We start from the raw sequence: 13,342 nt of genomic DNA on the forward strand, positions 1-13,342 counted from the left end.
TCGTGGCCGAAATCGGGTATCCTACGGCCGTTCGTTCGCCGGTGCCCTTCGGGGCCGAAGAGGGAACACAGGGCGCACCGCGCGCCGCTGTGGCTGCCCCCGCAACTGTAGACAGCGAGCCGATCCCCCCTCATGCCACTGGTTTCACCGGGAAGGCCGGGAGCCGGCGCCGACCTGTCAGCCAGGAGACCTGCCGGCCAGAAAGTGCGTGCGTGCCAGTCGGCGTCGGGCGGGGTGTACCGATGCGTTGGCCGCGGCGCCACACTGTTGCGCTATCCCGTTGAGTTCCGTTCCCGATTCGATTCCTGCGTCGTCCGCCGTGCGCCCGTCGGCCTGCCCGGGGCTCGTGCGCGTGGTCGCGGCCGCCGACGGCGGGCTGTGCCGGATCAAGCTGCCGGGCGGCCGGCTCGACGCGCGCCAGGCGCGCACGATCGCCGCCGCCGCGCGCCTGTACGGCTCCGGCGCGATCGATGCGACCAATCGCGCGAATCTCCAGCTACGCGGCATTCGCGACGGCGCGGCCGATGCGCTGGCGCGCGCGTTGCTCGATGCAGGGCTCGGCCCGCGCGCAAGCGCCGACACCGCCGATGCGGCCGCGCTCGCGGCGAGCGACGACGTCCGCAACGTGATGGTGAGCCCGCTTGCCGGGCACGACCCCGCCGCACTCGTCGACAGCCACGCGCTCGCCGTGCCGCTGCTCGACATGCTCGCGAGCGAGCCGCGCCGCGGCGAATTGTCACCGAAATTCTCGATCCAGCTCGACGGCGGCGAAACGGTCGCGGCGCTCGATCATCCGCACGACATCTGGCTGGCCGCGTGGCGCCGCGGCGACGGCGCGGTACGTCTCGCGGCGGGGCTGGCCGGCTGTCCGCCGGTGGCGCACGGCGATCGGCCCGCTTCGGTCGACGTGTCCGCCGATCAGGGCGTGGCACTGGTTCGCGCGCTGCTGCTCGCGTTCCTCGATCTCGCGCCGACCGACGTCACGCGGATGCGCGCATTGCTTGCGACCTGCGGCGAGCCCGCGCTGCTCGCGCGCGCGCAACACTACCTGCCCTTCCCGCTCGCGGCCGATCCGGCGCTTGCCGGCTGGCGGCGCACGCGCGTCGACCCTGCGCTGCGTTTCGGCGCGCGCCCGTCGCGCGACACGGCGCGTTGCAGCGTCGGCGCGCAATTCGCGCTCGGGCGACTCGACGCGGCCCAACTGGAGCGGCTCGCCGCACTGGCCGAAGCCGACGGCGACGGCACGCTGTCGATGACGCCGTGGCAAGGCGTGTTCGTGCACGGCGTGCCGAACGAGCGCGCGGCCGCGATGCGCGACGCACTCGCGTCGCTCGGCCTCGTGTGCGCATCGTCCGACCCGCTGGCCGCGCTCGTCGCCTGCACCGGCAGCACGGGCTGCGCGAAAGCGCGCGCCGACACGAAACACGACGCGCGCGCACTCGCCGCGCGCGTCGGCCATCCGCTCGACGTGCATCTGACCGGTTGCGAGCGCCACTGCGCGCTGCCGCACCCGGCCGCGCATACGCTCGTCGCGGTGGCGCCCGCGCATTACGACCTTTACCGGCGCGACGCGGCCGCGGGCCTCGGCGCCCCGCTCGCGCGCCATCTGACGATTGATCAGGCCGCCGTCCGGCTCATGGACGCGCGGCACAGCCAGGACACCACCGATGCTTGACTACATTCGCGACGGGCAGGAAATCTACCGCCAGTCGTTCGCGACGATCCGCGCCGAGGCCGACCTGTCGCGGGTTCCGCCCGATCTCGAGAAACTCGCGGTGCGCGTGATCCACGCATGCGGGATGGTCGACGTCGTGTACGACCTGCGCTTCTCGGCCGGTGCCGGCGCGGCCGGCCGCGCGGCGCTCGCGGCCGGCGCGCCGATCCTGTGCGACGCGAGGATGGTCGCCGAAGGCATCACGCGCGCGCGGCTGCCGGCGGCCAATCGCGTGATCTGCACGCTCGGCGAGCCGGAGGTGCCCGACCTCGCGCGGCACCTCGGCAACACGCGTTCGGCCGCCGCGCTCGAACTGTGGCGCCCGCATCTCGCGGGCAGCGTCGTCGCGATCGGCAACGCGCCGACCGCACTGTTCCACCTGCTCGACATGATCGACGCCGGCGCGCCGCGCCCCGCGCTGATCCTCGGTTTCCCGGTCGGCTTCATCGGCGCGGCCGAATCGAAGGCGATGCTCGATGCCGACAGCCGCGGCGTGCCGTACGTCGCGCTGCTCGGCCGGCGCGGCGGCAGCGCGATGGCCGCCGCCGCGGTCAATGCGCTGGCGACGGAGGTCGAATGACGCGCGCGCGCGGACGGCTGTTCGGGGTCGGCGTCGGCCCCGGCGATCCCGAACTGATGACGATCAAGGCGCTGCGCGTGCTGCAGGCGGCGCCCGTGGTCGCGTATTTCGTCGCGAAGGGCAAGAAAGGCAATGCGTACGGCATCGTCGAAGCGCACCTGCTCGACGGGCAGACGCAATTGCCGCTCGTCTATCCGGTGACGACCGAGGCGCTGCCGCCACCGCTGTGCTACGAGACGGTGATCGCCGATTTCTACGACACCGCGGCCGAGATCGTCGCGGCGCACCTCGATGCGGGCCGCGACGTCGCGGTGATCTGCGAGGGCGACCCGTTCTTCTACGGCTCGTACATGTACCTGCACGACCGCCTCGCGCCGCGTTACGACACCGAGGTGATCCCCGGCGTGTGCGCGATGCTCGGCGGCACGGCGGTGCTCGGCCAGCCGCTCGTCTATCGCAACCAGAGCCTGTCGGTGCTGTCGGGCGTGCTGCCCGAGCACGAGCTGCGCGAGCGGCTCGCGCGCGCCGATGCGGCGGTCGTGATGAAGCTCGGCCGCAACTTCGACAAGGTGCGGCGCGTGCTCGACGAACTCGGGCTCGCGAAGCGCGCGCTGTACGTCGAGCGCGCGACGATGGCGAACCAGCGCATCGTGCCGCTCGACGAGGTCGATCCGATGGCGTCGCCGTATTTCTCGCTGCTCGTCGTGCCGGGGGAAAAATGGCAAGGATGACGACGCCGCCCGCGATCGTGATTCTCGGCGCGAGCGCGCTCGATACCGCGCGACGCATCCAGATGCGTTACCCGGGCGCCCGTGTGCACGGGCTCGCGTCGCGCGTCGACGCCGACGTGCCGTTCGACGAACTCGGCGCGCACCTGCGCGAACTGTATGCGCGCGGCTTGCCGATCGTCGCGCTGTGCGCGGCCGGCATCGTGATCCGCTGCCTCGCGCCCGCGCTCGCCGACAAGGGCGTCGAGCCGCCGGTGCTCGCGGTCGCGGAAGACGGTTCGGCCGTCGTGCCGCTGCTCGGCGGGCTGACGGGCGTCAACGCGATCGCGCGCGAAATCGCCGAATGCGTCGGCGTCGCGCCCGCGATCACGACGAGCGGCGAACTGCGCTTCGGCGCGTGCGTGCTCAATCCGCCGGAAGGCTATGCGCTCGCCGATCTCGCGCAGGGCAAGCGCTTCGTGTCCGACCTGCTCGCGGGTGCGTCGACGCGTATCGACGGCGCCGCGCCGTGGCTCGACGACGTCGCGCTGCCCCGTGATGCCGCAGCCGCGCACGCGATTCGCGTGACGCCCGACGCGTGGCGTGGCGCGCGCGACGAACTCGTGATCCATCCGCGCAGCGTGGTGGTCGGCGTCGCCGCTCATGCCGTGCATGCCGACGAAGCGCTGGCCGCGCGCGTCGCAGCCACGCTCGACGAACAGGGTCTCGCCCGGCTGGCGCTCGCGGCCATCGTCGCGCCCGCATCGGCGATCGGCGACGCCGCACTGGAAGCAGCGGCGAGCACGCTCGACGTGCCGCTGCGCTTCGCCGATAGCGACAGCGACACGCCCGCCGACGCCGCCACGCTGCTCGCTCGCGCATTGCGCGTTCCCCACTCGCTGCGTGAAGAATCGAACGGCCTCGCGTGCGCGGTCGCATCGCATCCGGTCGATCCCGCGACGCTCGGCCGCGCGCGCGGCCGCCTGACGGTACTCGGTCTCGGCCCGGGCGACGCCGCATGGCTCACGCCGGCCGCGCGCGCGGCGCTCGCGGACGCGACCGACATCCTCGGCTATACGACCTACGTGAACATGGCCGGCCCGTTTCGGGCAGACCAGCGCGTGCACGGCACCGACAATCGCGAGGAAATGCAGCGCGCACGCCATGCGTTCGAACTGGCGGCCGAGGGCCGCCGCGTCGCGGTCGTATCGTCGGGCGACCCCGGCGTATTCGCGATGGCCGCGGCCGTGCTCGAAGCGCTCGACGCAGCGCGCGACCCGCGATGGGCCGCGGTCGATCTGCGCGTGGAGCCCGGCATCTCGGCGTCGCTCGCGACGGCCGCGCAGGCCGGCGCGCCGCTCGGCCACGACTTCTGCGCGATCTCGCTGTCGGACAACCTGAAGCCGTGGGACGTGATCGAGACCCGCCTGCGGCATGCGGCGCAAGCCGATCTCGTGATGGCGTTCTACAACCCGATTTCGCGCGCGCGGCCGTGGCAGCTCGACCGTGCGCTCGATATCGTGCGCGCGTATCGCACGGCCGACACGGTGGTCGTGCTCGGCCGCGACATCGGCCGGCCGGGTGCGACGCTTTCGACGACGACCCTCGGCGCGCTACGCGGCGACCAGGTCGACATGCGCACGATGGTGATCGTCGGCTCGTCGACGACGCGGCGCTTCGCGATCGGCAACGCGCGCGAATGGGTCTATACGCCGCGCTGGTATCGCTGAAGGCCGCGGCGTTCCGCATCCGGCGGCGCTCGCGTGAATGCGGATGCGCGCGCACCGGAAGTCGACATGCCGGCGCGTCGCCGGTTCGCTGGAACCGGTCCATGCGCACCGCGTCGCGCGATCGGTCGGAAAAAGTGCCCGCCCTGCGTTTCGAAATGCGACCGAATCGGCAAGTTCGTTACGTATCGGGAATCGAATAACAAAAAGAAGAACACCTAAATTCCCTATTCGATGCGAATCCTCCAAGATAGGCACGCCGCCGGCGGGGCACGTGCCGCCCCATCGGCGGCGATACGCAGGCCAGCGTATCCCTCTTCCACTTGGAGAACACAGAATGAACAACAATGCGTTGACGCGTTTCGTTCCCCGTGCGTTTGCCGCGGGTTGTCTGCTCGCGATGGCGAGCGTGTCGCACGGTGCCGGCGTCTATGCGCCCTATGTCGACGTGACGCTCTATCCGACACCGCTGGTCGACCAGATCGGCGTGCGCCAGGGCATCCAGCAGTTCACGCTCGCGTTCGTGGTCGCGGGCAACGGCTGCGTGCCGTCGTGGGGCGGCGTGCAGCCGATCGGCAACGGCGCGAGCGGCGACCTGCTGACTGCGCTGTCCACGTCGATCGCGAGCTACCGCGCGAAAGGCGGCGAAGTCGCCGTGTCGTTCGGCGGTGCGAACGGCACGCCGCTGATGCAGGCGTGCTCGACGGTCCCCGCGCTGAAAACCGCGTACCAGACGGTGATCGACACGTATGGCCTCACCCATGTCGACTTCGACATCGAAGGCGGGTCGCAGCAGGACACGGCGGCGATCGCGCGCAACTTCCAGGCCGTCGCGCAACTGCAAGCCGACTACGCGGCGAAGGGCAAGCCGCTGCACGTGACGCTGACGCTGCCGACGATGCCGACCGGGCTCACGCAGGACGGCGTGAACGTCGTCAACGCGGCCATCGCGAACAAGACTGCGTTCGACGCGGTCAACGTGATGGCGATGGATTACGGCCCGGCGAACATCGACATGGGCGCCGCGGCGATCAGCGCCGCGCAGGCGCTCTACTCGCAGCTCGACACGGCGTTCAAGTCGGCCGGCCAGCCGAAGACGAATGCGCAGCTGTGGCAGACGGTCGGCGTCACGCCGATGATCGGCGTCAACGACGTGCAGGGCGAGACGTTCACGCTCGCGAATGCGCAGACCGTGCTGAACGCGGCAGTCGCGAACGGCTACGGCTTCTTCGGAAACTGGTCGGTCGGCCGCGACCAGGCGTGCCCGTCGGGCGGCACGTATGCGTCGCCGACCTGCTCGGGCGTCGCGCAGCAGCCGTACGCGTTTGCGACGATCTTCAAGAAGCTCGACGGCAAGTGGGGCGCGGGCGTCACACAGGACCCGAACTACGGCGGCGGCACGAACGGCGGCACGCCGCAGCCGGGCGCACCGTGGGCGGCCGGCCAGGTCTATACGGCCGGCGCGACGGTCACCTACCAGGGCACGACGTATCAGGCGCAGTGGTGGACGCAGGGCGACGTGCCCGGGCAGGCGGCCGTGTGGAAGCCGGTCGGCGGCGGCACGCCCGCGTGGTCGGCGACGACCGCCTACCAGGGCGGCACGTGCGTGACGTACCAGGGCGCGAAGTATTGCGCGAAATGGTGGACGCAGGGCGACAACCCGAGCGCGGGCGGCGTGTGGGTGAAGTCGTGACGGTGCGACGGGCCGGCGCGTGACGCGCGGCGGGCCGTGTCCGGCGTGGCAGGACCGCACGCCGGACACGGCCCGCTGCCGGCGCCGTCGGGTGCCGCTGCCCTACCCGCGTGCGTGCTCGGCCAGCAGCCGCGCCTTCGCGTCGACGAGCAGCGCCGCATGCGCGTCGCGATGCTGGCGAATCCGCTCGGTCGGCCCGACGACCGACAGCCCGTACCAGTCGCCGTCGAGCATCAGCGCAACCGCGATCGCCGACAGTTCGGGCGCGCTCTCGCCGACGTTCTCCGCCCAGCCGAGCTCGCGAAACCGCGCGGTCTGCGCGACGAGCGCCGGCAGGTCGGCCACCGTCGCGTCGGTGAAGCGTTCGAACGGCAGTTGCGCGCCGAGCGTCTGCTGCGCGTCGCTCGCGAGTTCCGCGAAGATCGCCTTGCCGATCGAGTTCGCATGCAGCGGGCGCAGCTCGCCCGGCTGGCGCGTGTAACGGATCGCCTGCTCGGATTCGACGACGTCGAGGTACGTGACCGACACGCCCTGGATCTTGCCGAGCACGGCGGTTTCGCGGCTCGCGTCGCGCAGCGCGACGAGGTGCGGATGCACGATGTCGACGACCGGATCGGTCGCGTCGATCGCGGCGGCGACCGTCTGCAGGCGTCGCGTCGGATAGTAGCCGCCGCGCCTGCGCACTTCGTACAGGTAGCCGCGGCTCACGAGCGTGCGCGCCATCGCCAGACAGCTCGATGCCGGCACGTTGAGCAGGCGCGCGAGTTCGGTCAGCGGCAGCGGCCGCCGTTCGGCGGCGAACAGCTCGAACAGGTCGAGCGTGCGGGCAACGAGTTTGACGTCCATGACGAGCGCTTGATTCGGAACGGGAAACCGCGCGCCGGGCGAGCCGCCGGGTCGGTACGGTCAGTACGACTTCGGCAGCCCGAGCACCTTCTCCGCGATGTAGCACAGGATCAGTTGCGGACTCACGGGCGCGAGCCTCGGAATCATACACTCGCGCAGGTAGCGCTCGACATGGTATTCCTTCGCATACCCCATCCCGCCGTGCGTCGCGATCGCCGTCTGGCAGGCCTGGAACGCGGCTTCCGCGCCGAGGTATTTCGCCGCGTTCGCCTCCGCGCCGCACGACTGGCCCGCGTCGTAGCGCGTCGCGGCCTTCATCACCATCAGCCAAGCGGCTTCGAGCTGCATCCACGCCTGTGCGAGCGGATGCTGGATCGACTGGTTCTGCCCGATCGGCCGGCCGAACACGACGCGCTCGCACGCATACTGCGTCGCGCGGCGCAGCGCGGCCTGCCCGAGCCCGATCGCCTCGGCGGCGATCAGGATCCGTTCGGGGTTCAGGCCGTGCAGCAGATAGCGGAAGCCGTCGCCTTCGTGGCCGATCAGGTCGTCGTGCGACACGCGCAGGTTGTCGATGAACAGCATGTTCGAATCGACCGCCTTGCGGCCCATCTTCTCGATTTCGCGCACCTCGACGCGCGAACGGTCGAGGTCGGTATAGAACAGGCTCAGCCCGTCGGTCGGTTGCGCGACCTGGTCGAGCGGCGTCGTGCGCGCGATGATCAGCATCTTGTTCGCCACCTGCGCGGTCGAGATCCAGATCTTGCGCCCGCTCAGCACGTAGTGATCGCCGTCGCAGCGCGCCTGCGTGCTCAGGTGCGTGGTGTCGAGCCCGGCGTCGGGTTCGGTCACCGCGAAACACGCCTTGTCGCGCCCGGCGATCAGCGGCGGCAGGAAGCGCGCCTTCTGCGCGTCGTCGCCGAACACCTGCACCGGGTTCAACCCGAAGATGTTCATGTGCACGGCCGACGCGCCGGACAGGCCGGCGCCCGACGCGCTGATCGTGCGCATCATCAGCGCGGCTTCGGTCATCCCGAGCCCGGCGCCGCCGTAGGCCGGATCCATCGCGATGCCGAGCCAGCCGGCGTCGGCGAGCGCCGCGTGGAAATCGGCCGGAAACCCGCCCGCGCGATCGCGTTCGAGCCAGTAGTCGTCGCCGAAGCGCTCGCAGATTTTCTCGATCGCGCTTTCGATCGCGCGCTGGTCGTCGGTCAGGTCGAACTGCATGGATTGCTCTCCAGGAAAACGTGAACGGCCGCGCCGCCTTCGCGACGACACCGGGCCGCCCCGGCCGTCGCGCCGACGAAACGCTTTCGGGCGGCCGGCACGTGGCGTCGGGGCAACGCGCACGGTCATAACGGAAACACGCCCGTCGCGACCGCGGCGAATACCATCAGCACGGTGGCGGCGACCAGGAACGGAATCGTGAATTTCTGGTGCTCGGCGAGCTCGACGCCGGTCAGGCCGACGATCAGGAACGTCGCGGGCGTGAGCGGGCTCACCGGGAAGCCCGTCGTCATCTGGCCGAGCAGCGCGGCCTGCGCCATCTGGATCGGCGGCACGCCGAGCAGCTTGCCGCTTTCCGCGAGCACGGGCAGCACGCCGAAGTAGAACGAATCGGGGTCGAACAGCAGGCTGAGCGGCATCGACAGCAGCCCGAGCACGAACGGTATGTGGCGCGCATGCTCGATGGGCACGTGCGCGACGACGACCTCGGCCATCGCCTTGAGCATCCCGGTGCCGGACATGATTCCCGTGAACGCGCCGGCCGCGAGCAGCACGCTCGCCATCATCAGCGCGGCCTTCGCATGCGCGTCGATCCGCTCGCGCTGCGCCTGGACGTCCGGGTAATTGATCACGAGCGCGGCGACCGTGCCGAGCATGAACATCACCATCGGGTCGACGATGCCCGACACGAGCGTGACGAGCACGACGAGCGTCAGCGCGACGTTGATCCCGAATCGTCCCGGCCGGCGCAACGCGCGTTCGGCGTCGGTCAGCTCGCGCGGCGCGATCGCGATCGATGCGGCGCCGGCGCGGTCGAGCCCGAGCCGCTTCGCCTCGCGCACGCCGAGCACCCAGGCGGTGCCGAATACGAACGCGAGCCCGACGACCTGCACCGGAATCATCGGCATGAAAATCGCCGAGCCGGGAATGTGCAGCGCCGCCGACGCACGCAGCATCGGCCCGACCCACGGCAGGAAGTTGACGCCGGCCGCCATCGACGCGACGCACGCGAGGATGCTGCGATCCATCCCGAGCCGCGTATAGAGCGGCATCATCGCGGGCAGCGTGACGAGAAACGTGACCGCGCCGGAGCCGTCGAGATGGATCAGCAGTGCGAGCAGCGCCGAGCCCATCACGATGCGCGGCGGATGGCAGCCGATCACGCGCAGCACGCCGGCGATGATCGGGTCGAGCATCCCCGCGTCGGTCAGGATGCCGAAAAAAAGAATCGCAAAAACGAACATCCCGGCGATCGGGCCGATGTTCTGTACGCCGTGCACGACGAACTTGCCGGTCTGCAGCCCGAAACCGGCCGCGAGCGACGCGGCCACCGGCACGACGATCAGCGCGACGAGCGGCGACAGCCGCTTCGTGATGATCAGGCCGAACAGCGCGACGATGGCGACCGCGCCGATCCATGCGAGCATGATGCGTCTCCTCTTCAGCCGGTGCGCATGTCGGTGCGTGTCGACGCGCGGGCCGGCGTGATGTCCGAATGATGGTGCGCGCGACGCGCGGCCGTGCGCCGCGGTACGGCACGGCTGGCGGCCGCGATGCCGGTCAGCTCCGGCCGTCGTCGGCGTTGCCGTTGTCGTTGCCTTCGTCGTCCGCGAACACCTGCGCCGCATGTTCGTTCAGCGCGGGCGGCGGACGCCGATACGTGGCCGGCGTGCGGCCGAGCTTGATCGGCGACGCGATGCCGCGATGCCGACCCAGTTCGACCTTCATCCGCCGATGCGCGACATGCGGGTGGTCGAGCGCCGCATCGAGCCCGAGCACGGGCGCGCACGGCACGCCGCGACGCATCAGCTGCTCGGCGAGCACGGCGCCGTCGTGCGCGGCCAGCGCCGTTTCGAGCAGCGTGCGCAGCACGGTCCGATGCTGGCTGCGCGCGCGGTTGTCCGCGAAGCGCGGATCGCCGAGCCAGTCGCGCGTGCCGAGCACGTCGCACAGCGCGGCGAACTGCCCGTTGTTGCCGACCGCCAGAAAGATGTCGACGCCCGCCGTCGGAAAGCTGTCGTACGGCGTGATGTTCGGATGCGCGTTGCCGGTGCGCACGGGCGCGTTGCCGGAATGGAAGAAGTTCGGCGTATGCGGATGAAGGATCGACAGCGCGCAGTCGAACAGCGTCGACTCGACGAACTGGCCGCGGCCGCTGGCGTCGCGCTCGCGCAGCGCCATCAGCACGCCGAGCGCCGCGTTCAGCCCCGTGACGAGATCGACGATCGGCACGCCGACGCGCAGCGGCGCGCCGCCGGCTTCGCCGTTGACGCTCATCAGCCCCGCGAGCGCCTGCACGGCCGCGTCGTAGCCCGGCAGCCCGCCGAGCGGGCCATCCGCGCCGAAACCCGACACGCGGCAATGGACGAGGCGCGGAAACCGCGCATGCAGCGCGTCGAACCCGAGCCCCCAGCGCTCCATCGTGCCGATCTTGAAGTTCTCGACCAGTGCGTCCGCGTGTTCGAGCAGCCCGAGCAGCCGCTCGCGATCGGCCGGCTGCGTCAGGTCGAGCGCGATGCCGAGCTTGTTGCGGTTCACGCCGAGGAAGTACGACGCGGTGTCGCCGTCGAACGGCGGGCCCCACGTGCGCGTTTCGTCGCCGGACGGCGGTTCGACCTTGATTACCTCCGCGCCGTGATCGGCGAGGATCTGGGTCGCGTACGGACCGCCCAGCACCCGCGACAGATCGATGATGCGCAGTCCCGCCAGCGCGCCCTGCTGCTCGTGTTCCGCCATGCGTCTCGCTCCTGGTTCCGGTTGATCGAACTGCCGGTTCCGGCGGCCCGGCGCGTGCGGCGCGGTTTCTCCGGATTCGACGAATAATTCTTGTGCGTGAATTTATATTCACACTCACGAATTACGTTGTCAAGCTGGGATGGACCCGGCTGCCGCGCGGACGACATCGGCGTGCACGAGCGGGAACGGCAGCGAACGCGCGCCGGTTGCGATCGCACCCCGCCGTTGGCTAAGCTGGCGGGCGACATTCATCCCTACCCAAACAAGGCGGAACATTCATGAAACGGTTGTGGCTGGCGGCCTTCGTGCTGGCGTCGACGCTGGGCGTCGCGTACGCGCAAAACCAGACTTTCCACTTCGGCGAAGGACAAACCGGCATGCCGGGCGCGGCGCCGCACGCTGCCGCGCCGGCGGTTCGGCCCGCGCCCGCACGCCGGCACGTCACCGCGCCGTCGCCTCGTCACCGGCATGCCGTTCACAAGCGCCGCCATTCGCGCCCCGTGAAGCCGGCGCGCGGCGGGATCTACACGCACGCGTGAGCTGGCGACCGTGGTGCGACCGCGGTGCACGCGATTGTCACGAACGGCCGGTAACATCGGCGCGGCGGCTTGCATGCCGTCGCCGCCTGCTGCCGAACCCTGCGCAGCCGACGGGCCTTTCCTCCACGATTCAGCACCTGTTTTGCCAGAACATGAGCACCGGGCCGGATACCCTCGCCGTCAACAAGGAACGCGCCACGATCGTGTGCCGCCAGCGCAGCAGCGTGCTGCTGGTCGCGCGCACCGCGGCGCGCTGGTCGCTACCGGGCGGCACGATCCGGCGCGGCGAGACGCCGCTCGAAGCCGCGCTGCGGGAACTCGCGGAGGAAACGCGGCTGGAGGGGCTCGCGCTCGACTACGCGGTGCAGTTCGGCGGGCTGACGAAGCTGCATCACGTGTTCGTGGCCGACGTGCCGGCGCACCTGACGCCGCGCGCGAGCAACGAGATCGCCCGCTGCAAGTGGTTCACCGTCGACCGGCTCGACACGCTGCGCGCCAGCGTGCCGACGCGCAAGATCATCGAGTTGCTGCGGCTCGACTGTTTCTCTGCGCTCGCGAGCGGGCCGCTTCGCTGAGGTCGATGCCGGCTCGGCTGCCGACCGCGGCGATTACGCGCGCAGGAACGGGCCGGCCTTGCGTTCGAGCAGTGCGACGAGTTCGGGCTGCATGAACGCGTAGCGGTCGGGGATGTCGAGGCAGACGATCTTCCGGTGCTTCAGATGCGCACCGAATTGCGCCGACAGTCGCGCCTTGTGCGCGCGCTCCATCACGAACACGATGTCCGCCCAGTCGAGCTGCTCGGCGGACAGCCGTACGTCCGCGTCGGGCGCGAGGCCCGCGGAGTCGGTTTCGATGCCGGGCCACGCGGCGAACACCGCTTCGGCCGTCGGGCTGCGTAGCCGGTTGCGGCTGCAGATGAACAGTGCCCGTGTCATGTCGCTTCAGGGCCGCCCCGAGAGGCCGGCTCAGCCTTGCGGAATCGTGCCCGGCCGGACGTACGCGAGCATGTGCGGCACGTAATCGGCCTTGCCGAGCTCGACGCCGTGATGGCGCAGGATCGCGTACGCAGCGATCGCATGGAAGTAGAACTGCGGCAGCGCCCAGTCGCGCACGTACTGTTCGCCCGTCATGTCGAACGCGATCCCGTTCGGTAGCTCGAGCGTGATCGGCAGCGCTGCGCCGCCATCGAGCGCATCCGGCGCGAGTTCGCCGAGAAAGGCGAGCGTGCCGGCGATGATCGCCTGCGCATCGGCCGGCGAACCGGGTTGCGCATCGGCGTTCCAGCCCGCCTCGCGCAACGCGAGCAATGCCGCCGGCAGCGGTTCGCCGCGCAGCCGATGGACCGGCTCCATCGCCTGGAAACACGAAAAGCGCACCTGGGCGGCGAGCGGATACATGTCGGGCGCCAGCCTCAGCGTCATCGCCGCGTCGGGTTCGTCGCCGGCGGACTGCCGGTGCGCGACGGCCTTGTCGAGCCACGCGGACTGCGCCCGCAGCATCTGGGTGTAGGTCGGAACGAGAAGTTGGGTCGGTGACACGCGCGCGCTCCTGTACTGGGGTTCGCGTCACACGA

Annotated in this window: 13 protein-coding genes and 1 riboswitch; of the genes, 7 read left to right on the top strand and 6 right to left on the bottom strand. The window is 70.4% G+C overall.

The window, feature by feature from the left end; translation table 11 throughout:
• The first annotated feature begins 22 nt into the window (after positions 1-22).
• A riboswitch (cobalamin riboswitch) is annotated at positions 23-212 on the top strand.
• A 107-nt stretch (positions 213-319) separates the two neighbouring features.
• From cobG to WS96_RS03345, 5 genes are all read left to right on the top strand, one after another.
• Positions 320-1,675, top strand: a complete 1,356-nt coding sequence (gene cobG / locus WS96_RS03325; RefSeq protein ID WP_306454025.1) for a precorrin-3B synthase — start codon at positions 320-322, stop codon at positions 1,673-1,675.
• Positions 1,668-2,294, top strand: coding sequence for a precorrin-8X methylmutase (locus WS96_RS03330; protein WP_034207315.1), 627 nt, complete (start codon positions 1,668-1,670; stop codon positions 2,292-2,294). Before cobG ends, WS96_RS03330 begins: the two co-directional genes overlap by 8 nt.
• A complete protein-coding gene (locus WS96_RS03335; RefSeq protein WP_050012643.1) occupies positions 2,291-3,025 on the top strand; it encodes a precorrin-2 C(20)-methyltransferase in 735 nt (244 codons plus the stop codon). The genes WS96_RS03330 and WS96_RS03335 overlap by 4 nt, the downstream gene beginning before the upstream one ends.
• Positions 3,022-4,731, top strand: coding sequence for a precorrin-3B C(17)-methyltransferase (cobJ, locus tag WS96_RS03340; RefSeq protein WP_059830661.1), 1,710 nt, complete (start codon positions 3,022-3,024; stop codon positions 4,729-4,731). Before WS96_RS03335 ends, cobJ begins: the two co-directional genes overlap by 4 nt.
• Before the next feature lie 334 nt (positions 4,732-5,065).
• Positions 5,066-6,421: a chitinase gene (locus WS96_RS03345; protein WP_059830663.1), complete on the top strand. Its 1,356-nt coding sequence runs from the start codon at positions 5,066-5,068 to the stop codon at positions 6,419-6,421.
• 102 nt (positions 6,422-6,523) lie between these two features.
• Here the strand turns inward: WS96_RS03345 and WS96_RS03350 are convergent, their stop codons facing one another.
• The 4 genes from WS96_RS03350 to WS96_RS03365 all read right to left on the bottom strand — a co-directional run bounded on the left by WS96_RS03350 (position 6,524) and on the right by WS96_RS03365 (position 11,230).
• Positions 6,524-7,267, bottom strand: coding sequence for an IclR family transcriptional regulator (locus WS96_RS03350; protein ID WP_059830665.1), 744 nt, complete (start codon positions 7,265-7,267; stop codon positions 6,524-6,526).
• Positions 7,268-7,327: 60 nt separating this feature from the next.
• Entirely contained in the window at positions 7,328-8,494 is a 1,167-nt protein-coding gene (locus WS96_RS03355) for an acyl-CoA dehydrogenase family protein (protein ID WP_059830666.1), read from the bottom strand.
• 125 nt (positions 8,495-8,619) lie between these two features.
• Positions 8,620-9,921, bottom strand: a complete 1,302-nt coding sequence (locus tag WS96_RS03360; protein WP_059830668.1) for a CitMHS family transporter — start codon at positions 9,919-9,921, stop codon at positions 8,620-8,622.
• A 133-nt stretch (positions 9,922-10,054) separates the two neighbouring features.
• Positions 10,055-11,230, bottom strand: a complete 1,176-nt coding sequence (locus tag WS96_RS03365) for a CaiB/BaiF CoA transferase family protein (RefSeq protein ID WP_059830669.1) — start codon at positions 11,228-11,230, stop codon at positions 10,055-10,057.
• 278 nt (positions 11,231-11,508) lie between these two features.
• Between WS96_RS03365 and WS96_RS03370 the strand changes: the two genes are divergently transcribed.
• Together WS96_RS03370 and WS96_RS03375 are read left to right on the top strand one after the other, a co-directional pair.
• Positions 11,509-11,769, top strand: a complete 261-nt coding sequence (locus WS96_RS03370) for a hypothetical protein (RefSeq protein ID WP_059830671.1) — start codon at positions 11,509-11,511, stop codon at positions 11,767-11,769.
• 152 nt (positions 11,770-11,921) lie between these two features.
• On the top strand, positions 11,922-12,344 hold the full coding sequence (locus tag WS96_RS03375) for an NUDIX hydrolase (RefSeq protein ID WP_034207306.1): 423 nt from the start codon (positions 11,922-11,924) through the stop codon (positions 12,342-12,344).
• Between the two features lie 33 nt (positions 12,345-12,377).
• On the opposite strand, the gene WS96_RS03380 is transcribed toward WS96_RS03375, so the two are convergent.
• Both WS96_RS03380 and WS96_RS03385 read right to left on the bottom strand, forming a co-directional pair.
• Positions 12,378-12,704 (bottom strand): low molecular weight protein tyrosine phosphatase family protein, encoded by a 327-nt coding sequence (locus WS96_RS03380; RefSeq protein ID WP_034207305.1) that lies wholly within the window; start codon positions 12,702-12,704, stop codon positions 12,378-12,380.
• 30 nt (positions 12,705-12,734) lie between these two features.
• Entirely contained in the window at positions 12,735-13,307 is a 573-nt protein-coding gene (locus WS96_RS03385) for a DUF1993 domain-containing protein (RefSeq protein WP_034207304.1), read from the bottom strand.
• Positions 13,308-13,342 lie beyond the last annotated feature (35 nt).

The organism is Burkholderia sp. MSMB1835 (assembly GCF_001526365.1).
Taxonomy (GTDB): domain Bacteria; phylum Pseudomonadota; class Gammaproteobacteria; order Burkholderiales; family Burkholderiaceae; genus Burkholderia.

Bases quoted from the DNA above. Each gene is read 5' to 3' on its own strand.
- WS96_RS03330 (WP_034207315.1), top strand. From the start codon at position 1,668: ATGCTTGACTACATTCGCGACGGGCAGGAAATCTACCGCCAGTCGTTC.
- WS96_RS03375 (WP_034207306.1), top strand. From the start codon at position 11,922: ATGAGCACCGGGCCGGATACCCTCGCCGTCAACAAGGAACGCGCCACG.
- WS96_RS03350 (WP_059830665.1), bottom strand. From the start codon at position 7,267: ATGGACGTCAAACTCGTTGCCCGCACGCTCGACCTGTTCGAGCTGTTC.
- WS96_RS03365 (WP_059830669.1), bottom strand. From the start codon at position 11,230: ATGGCGGAACACGAGCAGCAGGGCGCGCTGGCGGGACTGCGCATCATC.
- WS96_RS03335 (WP_050012643.1), top strand. From the start codon at position 2,291: ATGACGCGCGCGCGCGGACGGCTGTTCGGGGTCGGCGTCGGCCCCGGC.
- WS96_RS03345 (WP_059830663.1), top strand. From the start codon at position 5,066: ATGAACAACAATGCGTTGACGCGTTTCGTTCCCCGTGCGTTTGCCGCG.
- WS96_RS03380 (WP_034207305.1), bottom strand. From the start codon at position 12,704: ATGACACGGGCACTGTTCATCTGCAGCCGCAACCGGCTACGCAGCCCG.
- WS96_RS03360 (WP_059830668.1), bottom strand. From the start codon at position 9,921: ATGCTCGCATGGATCGGCGCGGTCGCCATCGTCGCGCTGTTCGGCCTG.
- cobJ (WP_059830661.1), top strand. From the start codon at position 3,022: ATGACGACGCCGCCCGCGATCGTGATTCTCGGCGCGAGCGCGCTCGAT.
- WS96_RS03370 (WP_059830671.1), top strand. From the start codon at position 11,509: ATGAAACGGTTGTGGCTGGCGGCCTTCGTGCTGGCGTCGACGCTGGGC.
- WS96_RS03355 (WP_059830666.1), bottom strand. From the start codon at position 8,494: ATGCAGTTCGACCTGACCGACGACCAGCGCGCGATCGAAAGCGCGATC.